The following is a 13,194-nucleotide window of genomic DNA, read 5'->3' on the forward strand; positions in this document are numbered from 1 at the left end:
GCTGTTGCGGATCGGACGTGCGGATGTCGGCACCATAGCGCGCGAAGTGATTGCGCAGGCCGAAACCGCAATTGCTCTCATTGGCATCGACACTCAACGCCAGATGGCCACGCTCAACTTGTTACAGTCTAAGGGCGGCGTTTGTGACGTTGTTGCGATGTGTGACGCCCTTTGGAATGTGGAGTGAGATCAATGATCTTTGACCGAAAAGCCAAGGCCGTGACGCCTCCCGAAAAAGACACAAAGCCCGTGGGGGAGATTGCCACACATGCGATGCTTTTGTCGCGCCTTCTGGCCGATTTGGGTGCGCCCATCGCCCAAGACGTCATTGGTGAGGCCCTCGCGGCATCGCCCGCCGACGAGACGTTCGAGCGCGCCCAAGATGCGCTCTCCAAGATCGGATTTCAGGCGCAGACACATAACATACCAATCGCGGATTTGCCGCGTCATTGTGTGCCTGCGTTCATTGTGGATGACACAGGAAACGCGGTTGTCTTGCACGAATTGACCGATGAGACGGCGGTGATTTCACGAGCAGACAACGAGGGTCACGTGGGCCAAGAGACGGTCGCACTCAAGACATTGAATGGTGTGGCGCGCGCGCTTTGGTTTTATCCTGAGGATGCCGATGATCGTGGTGTTCAAGGGCGTTTGAGCGCGATCAATCCGATCAAGACGCTCGGTGGACAGCGGGTCGCGTGGATTTTGGTCGCGGCATTTTTGTCCAACGTTTTGGGGATCGCCACATCGCTCTTTGTGATGGTGGTCTATGATCGGGTTTTGCCAAATAAGGCGCTTGAAAGTCTCTACGCTTTGGCCATCGGTGTGGCCATCGCGGTGCTGTTTGATACGGTGTTGCGCAATGCGCGATCTGCCATCGTCGAGGCGGCAACAGAGCGCGCAGATCGGCGCGTGACCGAAGACATTTTCGATCAATTCGTCTCCGCATCGTCGCGCAACTCGGACCGCAAAATCGGGCAACTGGCCTCTGTCGTGCGCGACTACGAACACTACCGCGATTTTATGACCTCGGCGGCTGTTCTGGCCTTTGTCGATCTGCCGTTCGTGTTCGTATTTGTCTACGTCATTTGGCATATCGCGGGGGCCGTGGCGATTGTCCCGCTTGTGGCTGTGCCTGTGGTTATTGGCGGCGTCATGCTGGCCCAACCCATCGTGACGCGGTCAAGCAAGGATGCATCACGGGTGGCACAAACACGCCAAAGCCTGCTGGTGGAAGTCTTGTCGGGCCTTGAACCATTGCGCGTGAGTGGGGCGTATTCGTTGCTCAAACGCCGGTTTTTGTCTCAAGCGGGTCAACAACGTGTGGCCACAACGCGGGCGCGTGATTTGTCGTCCGTGGTTGGGGCAATGATTTCGGTGGTCCAGCAATCTGTACAGGTTGCGGTCATTGTTATCGGGTTTCATTTGTTTGTGTCGCAACAGATCACGATGGGCGCCATCATGGGGTCGGTGATCTTGTCGGGGCGCGCCATGGGACCGTTGTCGCGCGTTGGCCAAGCCATGGGACGTATTAGCAGTGTACGTGTCGCGTATCGCAATTTGCATGAGTTTTTGAGTACGCAGCGCATGGGCGAAGTGGCACAGGCCACGACCGCGACCAATACCCGCGCTGTGATCGACGTTTCCAACGTGACCTACCGGCCCCAGCCCGAAATGCCGGCGCTGTTTTCTGGTCTGTCGGTGACAATCAATGCGGGTGAAAAGGTCGCCATTTTGGGCCGCACCGGCTCGGGTAAGACAACGTTTTTGCGCCTGCTCAACGGGCTGTGCGAGCCGGAGACGGGCGCGGTGTTTGTCGGCGGACAAGCGGTCGCGGCTATTCCGCGTGCACGCATTCCCCACCAAATCGGGACGGTGTTTCAGATGCCTTGGCTGTTTGCAGGTAGCCTGTTTGACAACGTGTCTATGGCGCATGAACGTCTGGATGAGGCTGTGGTAACACAGGCGTTGGCGGCGGTCGGCATGGGCTCTTTTCCCCTTGATTATCAAGTGGCCGAACAGGGCGCAAATCTGTCTGGCGGGCAAAAGCAGGCGATTAGTGTGGCGCGTGCCTTGGCGTTTGATCCGCCCGTGTTGTTGATGGACGAGCCAACGTCAGCGATGGACGCGCAATTGGAGGCGCGCATCGTCACCTATTTACGCACCAAAAAGGCCAATCGAACGATGATGATTGTGACGCACAAGGCCGCACTCATTGGCCTGTGCGACCGTGTCTTGATCATGGACCAAGGGCGCATTGTCGAGGATATGAGCGTGGCCGAGTACCGAAAAAAGACGGCAAAGGCCGATGCGAACCCGACCGAAAAACCACGCGCGCCGCGTACAATCACGCGTAAACTTGGCCCGCTCAAGCGTCCGTCCCAAAAAGCGGGAAATACGCAATGATATTTGGCAAGAGGCGCGCAAAGGAAGAAAAGTACAAAGACATCATTTTGCTGTCTGTCGTGCTATTGGGTGTGTTTTTGGTCTGGGCCAATGCGACCAAGCTGGATCTCGTGACACGCGGTCAGGGGCGGGTCGTCACACTGGCCTCTAATCAAATGGTGCAGGTCTCCGTGTCCGGCGCTATCAACGCATTTCACGCAACAGCGGGCGAGGCCATCACCAAAGGGGATGTGATCGCCGAAGTGAATCCCGTCGAGGCAAAGGCAGCGCTGGCAGAGGCGTCGCAACGTTTAAGTTCGTTGTCGATCGTCTTGGCGCGGTTGGAGGCGGAACTTGACGATCAAACATGGTCGGGCGAGGTGTTTTTGGACGGGTCTGAGGACGAGGTCATGCGCGCGCTTGTGGCCGCCGAGGAGGAGTTGTCACGCGCGCGCCGTGCCGACCGTGATGCACGCCGTTTGGCCTTGATCCAATCGCAGGCGCAAACCGAACGCGAATTGGACGGTGTGCGGGCCGAGACGTTTGGCAACATGGCAACGGCGGCCGTTTTGGCCGAAGAGCGCGAGGAGGTCTTGCCACTGGTTGCGGCGGGGGCCGTGGCGCAAACCGAACGCTACAGATTGGAGCGCGATAGCGCCAACCTGGCCACGCAAGCGAATGTCTTGCGCGAACGTGAGGCGGCCTTACGCTACTCCGTGCAAGAGATTGCCGCACAAATTGCTGCGGTTGATGCGGGCTATTTTAACGAGGTTTACACCCAACGCGCCGAGACATTGCAGCAGATCAATGAACTGTCCGAACGCTTGCCCGCCTTACAAAAACGCGTCAGTGAAACCGATGTGCGCGCACCGATTTCAGGGACCGTTAATCAGGTGTTTTTCGACAGCATCGGTGCCTTCGTCAAGCAAGGGGATACCATCGCGGAGATCGTTCCAACAGGCGGAGATGTTCGGGTTAAGGTATTGATTTTACCTGAGGATATCGCAAACGTCGAGCCGGGTCAGGACGCACGTATTACGCTAACGGCGTATAACGCGGCAAAGTATGGCAGCCTTGATGGAAAAGTGATCCGCGTCTCGGCCGACTCCAGTTTTTCCGAAGAGATCGATGCGCGGGCGTTTTCGGTCGATGTGTCGATTGCGTCCGAGTTGACACTGCTAGACGGGGATGTCGTCGAAATCCTACCCGGCATGGTCGCGCAGGTCGATATCATACGAGGGCAGCGCTCTATCCTTGAGTATTTTTGGAACCCCGTCCTGCGCGTGCGCGACCGTGCGCTGCGTGAGTAAAGTGGCTAGATTTCCGATACTTCACTCCAAAACTATTCGGATGTGAGCCATCGGCTCGAGACCAATAGCTGAGAGTTTGTACGCATGTCTGGACCCGTACAAGGCATTCGTCATCCGCACCTTTGTCAATCGGATGGCGACGGTTTATCAGTCTTGTACGCGCGGATCAAAAGCGCATGAACGTGCTTCGTCGAAGGCCTTGATCATGCCGCGGGCCTCTTTGTTGCCAGTTTTGGTTATTCCGCCTCGTCTGATACTGCCGCCGCTAGAATGCTCTGAGGGGGTTCGGGTGAACAGAGCGCCACTGTGCCGCGTCAGGGTGAAGGCGCAGCCTGCCTCCTCGTACAATCCTATTCTATTAGACAGCACCGTGTCCTCGGCTACGCCTGCGGGCCGCACCATAGCTATTGAATAGCATTGCCTCGCCCCCATCCGCGTGCGCCGCGTGGCAGGTTTTAGAGAGGAGGCCCTAAAGTGCTTCTCTCAAAACCAGCAACCAAGGGCGTAGGTCTGAGACGTTGCAACAAAAGACATGCATACTGTGCCGATCGGAGACGGCTTTTCTGCGGTGCTCCTGTTAAGCCGGATGACCCATTGTTGGGGGCCAAGCGTCAGTTGATTCTTGTACTCGCGTCAAATGCATATTTTGCACTGTTTCCAAAAATGCATTTTTCGGCAACTCGAAGCAACATTGTATACCTTCTGGTGTGTCATGAACTGCGTTTTACATTCCATCAACTGTAATTATTGAATGTTCGTGATGTGAAACCTGTTGTTGATGACAAATCCCCCCAGTCATTCGTGAAGCTCACGTTTTGGTAATTTTTTCATCTGAACCGAACTGTATGGTTGGGAACTGCAGCAATAAGACGTGGTGGGCGCAGTTGCTTTTTTGCCTTCTACAGGGCCAACGAGGAGTTCGGGTGTATGAGTATTACAAGTGAAGCGCACATCTTAGTCCAACGCAAACCTAGTGTCGTGGTTTCGAAACGAGTTGAGCACAACGACAGGCCCACAGCCTGCATGAGTGCGGCAGCAAGCCATTTCTCCGCATTTTTTAACACGGAGTCATCGAAATGACCGCATCTACAACAAACGTTTTCTTCATCGGTACACTGCCGATCCTTGATACCGACCAAGGCAACGGTGTTATGGAGCAGTCGGCAACCCTGCTCCGCAGTTACATGGTTGGTACAGATGCAGTGTATCACAATCTGCATGTTCATCATGACCCGCAGGTTGTCGATGGGCTTCTTGCAACTAATGACTACGGCGCATCTACGACAGCGCCAGACGGTCTTTACGATGAAGGATTCACGAATACCGTCTCTGGCGGCTTTTCGGAGCTGGACTCCCAGCAGTTATTTTTCGCTGATGTCACATATCGTGACATTGACGGAACGATTAAGACAATGTCCGACGTGCCATTCAACGTGTACCAACTTGAGAATGGTGACACCTACATGGTGCCGACTGGCGAGATTGCGAGCCTTGCCTCAGGTGTGGGTGACGCAGGGCAGGAGTCGGCGAGCAAGCTGAGCGGTCGCGACATTCTCGAAGTTGAGCTGACGACGGTCCGGACCGATGCAATCGGCAACGACAACCTCATTTACGACTGGGAATCTGTCCAAGATGAAGTGCAGACCTTTTATCTTGGCAATCAGTCTATTCTGGATACGACCCAAGGCGACGGCACGATGGAAGGGGCCGCAAACCTTCTTGGGGACTATAATGGGGTTGCTTCTAATCCCGCAGAAGGCGAATTCTCGCTCCATACGCTTTGGACGCACCACGACCCATCCGTGAACGATGGCTTGCTGGCAACCAATGACTACGGCGCAAGTTCAAGCAATCCTGACGGGCTTTATGACGAAGGTTTCGGCAACACGCCAACCGGCGGCCAAAATGGGTCAAGCTTTAGCGAAATCGACTCGCAGCAGCTGTTCTACGGTGATGTCACCTATCTGGACGCGAACGGGAATGAGCAGGTGCTTTCCGACGTTGCGCTCAACGTCTACCAGCTTGAGAACGGCGACGTTTTTGCTGTCCCAACGCGTGAAATAACAAGCGCCGATGGCACTGTTCCAGACGCGAATGACGTCTCTCCCTCGGTTCTTGCCGGCCTAGAGATCACGTCCATCAGTCTGACAAGCCTGCGGGACGATGGTATCGGTCACGACAACCTAATGTATGACTCGGAATCCATTGGGGATGGCGCCAGCCTTGCCTCGCTTGGCGTTGTGAGAGACGGTGTCGTGAATGGCACCGAAGGGGCGGATGTTTTGACGCCTGGCTATACTGATGCGCAGGGCGACGAAATTGACGGCTCCGATGGGTTTAACGATGTCATTCACGCCGGAGCGGGCGATGACACTGTCTTTGGGGGGCTGGGCGCAGATACGATTTTAGGCGAAGCCGGCGATGACCTGTTCTTTGTGCAAGATGGGTTCGGTGTGGGTGTCGAGACCGTAAACGCCGGTGTTTCAGAACCCTCAGTCATCTCGACTGATGGTGAAGGTCATCAAACCGCGCCTATCATTACGCAACTCGACAACGGCAATCTGCTTTATGTCTGGGGCAACAATGCATTCGGTGACACGGCAGAGAACACAGTCGAGGGCCGCATATTTGACCCCGCGGGGAACGCCATATCGGACCAGTTCCAGATCGGCACCATGCCCTATGATGGCAGCGGCGGCGCATTTGAAGTTACGGACGGCCTTACGGTAGAGCTGTTGGCGGATGGCAACGTCGCCGTCGGTTACGCGGCCAACTACACGACCGCTTCTGCGCCGCATGAGCCGGTTATGACCATCCTTGATGGTGATTTGCTGCCAGGCGATGCGGGTTTTGTTGTCGCGCAGGATGTCATCATCCAGTCTAGCGATACCACGACCTTCGAGTCTGCGCCTATTCTCACAGCACTGGATGACGGGCGCCTTCTGGCCGTTTACACGAAAGACACTGGCGGTTCCAACCAGGAGTTGACGGGTCGTATCTTCGAGGCAGACGGCACTCCCGCAACCGATGATTTCGCGATCGGATCTCTTGGTGTGGATGGCACCATGTGGGGCGACAGTGAGCGGAACATTTATGTAGAGCAGCTTGCTGGCGGCAATGTCGTTGTTGGTATCGCAAAAGAGGACGCCGATTCGACGACCGGTGTTGACAATACGGCGCACCAACCGGTGATCAACATCATCGACCCAAGCCTTGATCCTTCGGATCCGGGGTTCGCTGTGCTGGAAGACGAACCTGTACGCACCGCCGATAATGATGGCGCCTATGAGAGCGCGCCGCGGATCGTGCCGTTGGATGACGGCGGCTTTATGACAGTCTGGTATGATTATGCCGAGGTCGATAGCAGCTCAGCGCGCAGTGTGCTGGGGCGTATTTACGATGAAGACGGTACGCCGAGCGGTGACCAGTTTGATATCGGTACGACAGCGATCGACGGCTATATCGGTTATAATGTTCCGATTGTAGATGCTCTGGTTCTTCCGAACGGCAATGTCGCTATCGGGTGGGTGCGCAGCACGTCAGACGCAACGGGCAACGACGATCCGGTGATGACTATCATTGATCCGTCTATTCCGGCCGGGCAACCTGGACATGTCGTGCTTGCCGACACACAGATCAATCAGGAGCCTGGGCACACCTGGTCGGGGCCGCCACAGTTCGTAGAGCTGGCCAATGGCAACTTTGTCGCCGTCTGGCACGACGGTGCTGGCACCACTGACAACGCAATCTACTATCGCGCGTTTGATCAAAACGGCACCGCGCTAGGCGATGAGGTTATGATCACCTCGACAACCGGCACATTGATGGATAGCGGATCCGGCGCTCAATGGGATTCCATCGATGTGGCAGCGACAGGCCCCAACACGTTCTCGATTGGTTGGATGGGCAACGACGCCAATTCTCTGGACGGCGACGGTACATCGGTGTTGGTAAGCAATGTTACGATTCCGTTGTCTACGCTTGGCCTTGATCCCATCACGTTCATTCAGGACTCTGTCATCATCGGTGGTGAAACCGATGAAAGCACAGGCGATACGCTTGATCTGAGCCTGCTGAGTGAAGCCGTCGATGTTGTATATACTGGCGATGAAGCGGGTACGGTCGAGGACGGTGTCGGCACTCTTCGCTTCGAAGAGATCGAGAACCTGGTCGCGACTGATTTTGACGACTTAGTTGACGCGTCGGGCGCTGTGTCTGGGGTCAACGTCGATACTGGCGCAGGTGATGACAGCATCCTTGGCGGTGCTGGGGATGATACGCTGACCGCAGGCGAGGGTGCGGATACGATTGACGGGGGCGCAGGCGATGATGTGATCGTCCTTGGCGATGACGGCGACTCCGACGTCATTGTGCTCGCCGATGGTGATGGCAGTGACACGATCACCGGGCTAGACGCGCCGGTCGACAATGGTGATGGCACATTCACGCCGGTTGACACGCTCGACGTATCGGGGCTGACCGATGCAGACGGCAACCCGGTCAATACAGCCGATGTGGTCGTGACAGATACCAATGGCGATGGCACAGGTGATCCGATCCTGACCTTCCCAAATGGTGAAAGTGTAACCCTGGTCGGTGTCGATCCGACCCCTTTCCTTGATCCATCGACGCAGGACGACGCGCTGGTCGCACTCGGCATCCCGACCGCGCCGGATGGTATCGTCGAAGGCACCTCTGGCGATGATCTGATCGACATAGATTATACCGGCGACCCGGGCGGAGATATGGTTGACGCTAATGACGCCACCAACGGCGTCGGCGTTCCGGGCTCCAACGATGACAGCATCGATGCGGGTGATGGCAATGACACCGTTCTGGCCGGGGACGGCGACGATACGATCCTTGGCGGTGGCGGTGACGATTCAATCTTCGGTGGGCAGGGCAATGACGTTCTCGATGGCGGTGCAGGTCAGGATGTTCTGACCGGTGGGCCGGGCAACGATACATTCGTTACAAGTGCCGGCCATGACACTATTACCGATTTCGGCGATGATTTGGGCGATCCGGATGATGGAGATGACGGCAATAACGACTTCATCGACCTTTCGGACTTCTACAATCAAGCCAGTTACGATGAAGCGGTGGCGCAGGGCGATATTGATCCGGCGGTCATTTCCAATCCGTTGGAATGGTTGCGGGCAGATCTGGGCGACGACGGGGTGCTTAACGATACAGCCGCAGGCTGGAGCGCGACCGACACGCTGACACTTCAAAACGGTGGCTCCACGGTCGACGCCTCTAACTTGACCCTAGAGACCACGAACGTGATTTGCTTTGCCTCGGGCACGCTTATCAAGACGATCAACGGCGAGATTCCTGTCGAGGAATTAAGCGTAGGAACGCGCGTTCTCACGATGGACGCGAGCTTCGAACCGATGCGCTGGATCGGGTCGCGGCATTTGACGCAATCCGAGCTTGCCGAGAACCCTCACTTAAGGCCGATCCGGATTTCGGCCGGATCCTTGGGGGTCAACATGCCTGAGCATGACCTTGTGGTGTCGCCACAACACAGGATCCTGATAAACTCGATCGTTGCCGAGCGTATGTTCGGGGAACGAGAGGTTCTCGTGGCGGCCAAGCAATTGCTTGATCACCCAGGTGTCGAGGTGGACGAAACGGCTACCGAGGTCACGTATTGGCATTTCCTGTTTGAGAACCATCAAATCGTGTTCTCGAACGGTATGCCCGCCGAAAGCCTGTTTACAGGTCCGGAGGCACTTCGATCGATCAGCCCGGCGGCGAGGGAGGAAATTTCCGAACTTTTCCCGCACATTGTCGAAGTGGATTCTGAAGTGCTGCCACGTTCAGCTCGACGCATCGTCAAGGGGCGTTCCGTGAGCAAACTCGTGGCGCGGGTGGTGCAGAACCGCAAAGATATTTTCGAAACCGTTTGCTAAGGCGCTAACGAATTCCCTCCGGCCGCGTATGTAATCACGAACGGCGGCCGGGGGGCACGGCATGAATTTGGCGAGCTAAGTGCAATGTTGACGACAGGATCGCCGGTTCTTATCACCGAAGAGGGCCGGGTTCGTGCAGTCGAAACGCTTCAAATAGGCGAATTTGTCTTTGATCCCTTTGCCGATACCTACTGCGAGATCATAGATATTCTGGTGCGCCGCATTGATTGGTCTTGGGACGTTTCCTATCCAGCTCATCGCTTGGCGCCGGTGCGTATATCGCGATCTACCTTCGGGCGCGACCTGCCTCGTATCGATGTCACCGTGTCACCTGGTCAAGTCATCCAATCTGAGCAATGCATCAAAAAGGGCTCACGCTACCGCAAGGTCAGGCGCCTTCCAGCGGCTGCTCTGATTGGGGAGGACGGTGTTGTCAAAGCGTCGACTGCTGGGTCCGTCACTTATCACGCGTTGTTCACAAGTAGCGTTCAAATTCTGAATGTCGCAGGACTTTATCTAGAGACACTGACGCCAGACCTGTTCCGTGGGTCTGCTCCATCTCGTGCTGTATCCGCTTATAATATGACCTAGAAAAGCAAATGCAAATGTCTCAAAAATCGCTTGCCTTGCCTCGAGGTTGCTCCGATCCGGCTCGCCGATAATGTCTCGCGTCAAAGACGCAAGGTTTGGAGCATGCCATTTTTGAAGCTCACGTATCAGCCTTACTTGACCGCGAGCAGGGCAGTGTCCCGCTTGGGGCTGCACACCATGTCCTTAGAAGATATTCTTCACAGGTGTAGCCTCCGCGGGCATGTCACGCAAAAGTATCGATAGGCTTTGAGGTTCTCCAACACGCAAACTCACTTCATGTCCAAGGGATTGTGCTGTTACGAGATGCGGCGAGAGCGCGCGTCATCGAGCGCCTGTTCAAATTGCTTCCTGCGCGATCTGGGAACCTTTATAGTTCTGTTGTCCCAAAGTGTTACCAAGAGCCGGCCGTCTGGCAGTTTGGACCATTTCGAAACTGCCTCGAAGCTCAGCCAATGGGATCGGTGCACTTGAAGCCCCATTGTTTCAGGCAGTTGAGACACAGCGTCACTGAAACGGAAGCGTACCAACTCTACATTGTCCTTTGATGTGATGCGAATGTAGTGTTCTTCCGCTTGGATCATAAGAAGGGTTTCAACGGGCAATCTGAGTGAGCCGACGTTGAGGATCAAAACAGGCGTGTCCTGCTCTATGGGCGTTGCCAGCGTTTCCCCGATCGGGGTGAGCGTTTTGGATGGACTGTCGTTTTGGATCGTCGCATCATCCGCGGCGGGTCTAACGCTTGCGGGTTTCAGGCCTGTTACGGGTGGCTCATGCATCTGATCCCAGACAGGTTGGCCCACGATATCAGAATGGCGGGCCAGCAATTGTTTTCCACGGGCGGTCATAGGGATTACAAAAATACTGTAGAGAATTTCAAAGCTGAGGAACACAAGGTAATTGGTGGAAATCAGCTTTATCATCTCAGAATTGGATAGCATAGGGGCTCCCCAAACCCAATGGGCGAGCGGCCGACAAATGATTTCCATTGTTACAACAGACACAAACATGAGCACGGGCACGGGGGCAATCAGCCAATTGATTTTGGTGTGCGCGAATGCGAACAGGGCAAAGTAAAACCCAAGTGCCAATAGAAGAACTATAACCGCCTCGACGATGCATCCTGCGATTTGCCACCATTCCAAATGGAGCAGGTGTTCTGATGGATAGAGGTAACCGAAAACGACCCCCGCGATCAGGAAAAAAAGCAGGGAGGATGAATCCGTCACAACAGCCCAGAAGTCATTGATGCTGCATCTGAACTTGGTGCCGTTGATCAGCACGACCGGTATTGCCAATCGCCTTGGTCGGGTGATTTGGTTCGTGTTATCGGTTGATATTCTCGTCATTTCACTGCTTTTGGCTATGTCATAAATTCTGGACTGTTTCACTCGCTTAGGTCGTGCACGGTACAGCGTCTCTAACTGACGGGGTTAGGTTTGAAAACAGTAGTTCTGCGTGTAATCAGCGTCCGCGAGAAAGTTGCCGAGTCATTTCGGAAAAGTTGATTTTAGATCACAGTACTGCCAGTGCGACTGTGCCAATTTGGCGACTTATTACGCAGTATTTTGGGGCGGGATTTGGAGTTTGTGTTTCAAAATATATCCATGCCACTTGATGATAAATATTTAAGGCAATGCGTAAATCATGCCAAACTTGAGAATAGGGTGTGGGCCTTTGTCAGGCGTAAGCAGTCGGGGGCCAATGTGTGACGCCCCATGTCCGAAAGACATGACTTCAAGGGCTTAGTCCCAAGGCAATCAGCGACATCCTACCGAGACGATAGTTCGATCTCAGCATCCGTATTGGTGCATGCAACGCAGCAAGTGGACATTAGCTGTTGTGCGACCACATTTCGATTCGCGCACAACTAGTCAATCTCGTTAAACAATTCCGCTGCCTTGACATCGAGAGCCTTCGCTATTCGCTCCAGAATATCGAGCGTTATTGAGCTTTTTGCGAGTTCGATCTCGCTGACATAGCTGCGATCTACTTTTGCAGCCACCGCTAGTTCTGCTTGGGATAAACTTTTGGATTTTCTTACATTCCGGATGTTTACCCCTACTTGGTGTTTCAGGTTCATAGCGTATATCTACCTCTATAATAAATGCGCTGCAGATCACCGTCTACAAAACGCACGCAAACATCAAAAATGAGATGCTCTCAGGTGGTTGAGTGGTCTGTATTTGGGATGTTGTATCAATAATGCAACGTGGTTGTGTAGTCATAACGCGTATTTAATGCGGATTAGATCGAAGACTGGCGGTAGGCTTACTACATCCAGTCTGAGGCCCCGCGCGACCGTGTGTGACCTGCCCCCCGAGGCTCCCTCATTCATAACGAGAGTTTGCGGGTCTGTGTGCACTTGCCCCCAACCTTGGACCAGCTGGATCTAGAGATTTCCGGCTTTCGTCAGATCGGTGGGCTGGTTTCACCTTCTGATTTTATGAGCATGATCGGTGACTTGTTTTCGATCGCACTGTGTGGCCGTTCCTCGTTGTAGTATCTACGCCAAGTGTTCAACTTTTCTGTGGCATCTGCAAGGCTCAAGAACCAATGAGCGTTCAAACATTCCTGGCGGAACTTACCGTTGAATGCCTCGATAAAAGCGTTGTCTGTCGGTTTTCCGGGCCTGCTAAAATCCAAAACCACGCCCCGATGATAAGCCCACAGATCCAAGTCGCGTGAGATAAATTCCGGCCCATTATCGACTCGAATGGTCTTGGGGTAACCAATGTCGCCGCAGACCCTTTCAAGGGAATTCACCACATCTTCGCCGCGATAGTTGAACCTTACGTCCAGAATTGGCACATAGCGCGAAAACGTATCGACGACGGTCAAGACGCGCAATTTGCGGCCTGTGGCGAGTTGATCATGCACAAAATCCATTGCCCAGACGTCGTTATTCTTCACAGCTTCTGTGCGATCATCGCGCAGCTTGGCTTTCACACGCCGCTTAGGTGTCTTGTTGCGCAGTTGAAGACCCATCTAGT

The 13,194-nt window shown here is 54.6% G+C and carries 8 protein-coding genes and 1 pseudogene; 5 read left to right on the forward strand and 4 right to left on the reverse strand.

All coding sequences use genetic code 11. From position 1 onward, the window contains the following. The 3 genes from ACTG34_RS05220 to ACTG34_RS05230 all read left to right on the forward strand — a co-directional run. A partial coding sequence (locus ACTG34_RS05220) for a hypothetical protein (protein ID WP_439103938.1) occupies positions 1 to 187 on the forward strand: 187 nt, incomplete at its 5' end. A gap of 5 nt (positions 188 to 192) precedes the next feature. Continuing rightward, entirely contained in the window at positions 193 to 2,406 is a 2,214-nt protein-coding gene (locus tag ACTG34_RS05225; RefSeq protein ID WP_439103939.1) for a peptidase domain-containing ABC transporter, read from the forward strand. Beyond that, positions 2,403 to 3,695, forward strand: a complete 1,293-nt coding sequence (locus ACTG34_RS05230; protein ID WP_439103940.1) for an HlyD family type I secretion periplasmic adaptor subunit — start codon at positions 2,403 to 2,405, stop codon at positions 3,693 to 3,695. The genes ACTG34_RS05225 and ACTG34_RS05230 overlap by 4 nt, the downstream gene beginning before the upstream one ends. A gap of 147 nt (positions 3,696 to 3,842) precedes the next feature. Here ACTG34_RS05230 and ACTG34_RS05235 read toward each other — a convergent pair whose 3' ends face one another. Then, positions 3,843 to 4,127, reverse strand: coding sequence for a transposase (locus ACTG34_RS05235; RefSeq protein ID WP_439103941.1), 285 nt, complete (start codon positions 4,125 to 4,127; stop codon positions 3,843 to 3,845). Between the two features lie 644 nt (positions 4,128 to 4,771). Between ACTG34_RS05235 and ACTG34_RS05240 the strand changes: the two genes are divergently transcribed. Further along, a complete protein-coding gene (locus ACTG34_RS05240; RefSeq protein WP_439103942.1) occupies positions 4,772 to 9,613 on the forward strand; it encodes a Hint domain-containing protein in 4,842 nt (1,613 codons plus the stop codon). An 84-nt stretch (positions 9,614 to 9,697) separates the two neighbouring features. Further along, positions 9,698 to 10,204: a Hint domain-containing protein gene (locus tag ACTG34_RS05245; protein ID WP_439103943.1), complete on the forward strand. Its 507-nt coding sequence runs from the start codon at positions 9,698 to 9,700 to the stop codon at positions 10,202 to 10,204. Between the two features lie 296 nt (positions 10,205 to 10,500). On the opposite strand, the gene ACTG34_RS05250 is transcribed toward ACTG34_RS05245, so the two are convergent. From ACTG34_RS05250 to ACTG34_RS05260, 3 genes and pseudogenes are all read right to left on the reverse strand, one after another. Beyond that, complete coding sequence (locus tag ACTG34_RS05250; protein WP_439103944.1) at positions 10,501 to 11,499, reverse strand: LytTR family DNA-binding domain-containing protein; 999 nt, start codon at positions 11,497 to 11,499, stop codon at positions 10,501 to 10,503. A gap of 572 nt (positions 11,500 to 12,071) precedes the next feature. Further along, complete coding sequence (locus ACTG34_RS05255; RefSeq protein ID WP_439103945.1) at positions 12,072 to 12,284, reverse strand: helix-turn-helix domain-containing protein; 213 nt, start codon at positions 12,282 to 12,284, stop codon at positions 12,072 to 12,074. Between the two features lie 329 nt (positions 12,285 to 12,613). Then, positions 12,614 to 13,189 (reverse strand): annotated as a pseudogene (locus tag ACTG34_RS05260) (integrase core domain-containing protein); the annotation flags it as partial. Positions 13,190 to 13,194 lie beyond the last annotated feature (5 nt).

The organism is Celeribacter marinus, assembly GCF_965656515.1.
Lineage (GTDB): Bacteria > Pseudomonadota > Alphaproteobacteria > Rhodobacterales > Rhodobacteraceae > Celeribacter > Celeribacter marinus_D.

Excerpts from the sequence above, each read along its gene's own strand:
- ACTG34_RS05225 (WP_439103939.1), top strand. The coding sequence starts at position 193 with ATGATCTTTGACCGAAAAGCCAAGGCCGTGACGCCTCCCGAAAAAGAC.
- ACTG34_RS05230 (WP_439103940.1), top strand. The coding sequence starts at position 2,403 with ATGATATTTGGCAAGAGGCGCGCAAAGGAAGAAAAGTACAAAGACATC.
- ACTG34_RS05235 (WP_439103941.1), bottom strand. The coding sequence starts at position 4,127 with ATGGGGGCGAGGCAATGCTATTCAATAGCTATGGTGCGGCCCGCAGGC.
- ACTG34_RS05240 (WP_439103942.1), top strand. The coding sequence starts at position 4,772 with ATGACCGCATCTACAACAAACGTTTTCTTCATCGGTACACTGCCGATC.
- ACTG34_RS05245 (WP_439103943.1), top strand. The coding sequence starts at position 9,698 with ATGTTGACGACAGGATCGCCGGTTCTTATCACCGAAGAGGGCCGGGTT.
- ACTG34_RS05255 (WP_439103945.1), bottom strand. The coding sequence starts at position 12,284 with ATGAACCTGAAACACCAAGTAGGGGTAAACATCCGGAATGTAAGAAAA.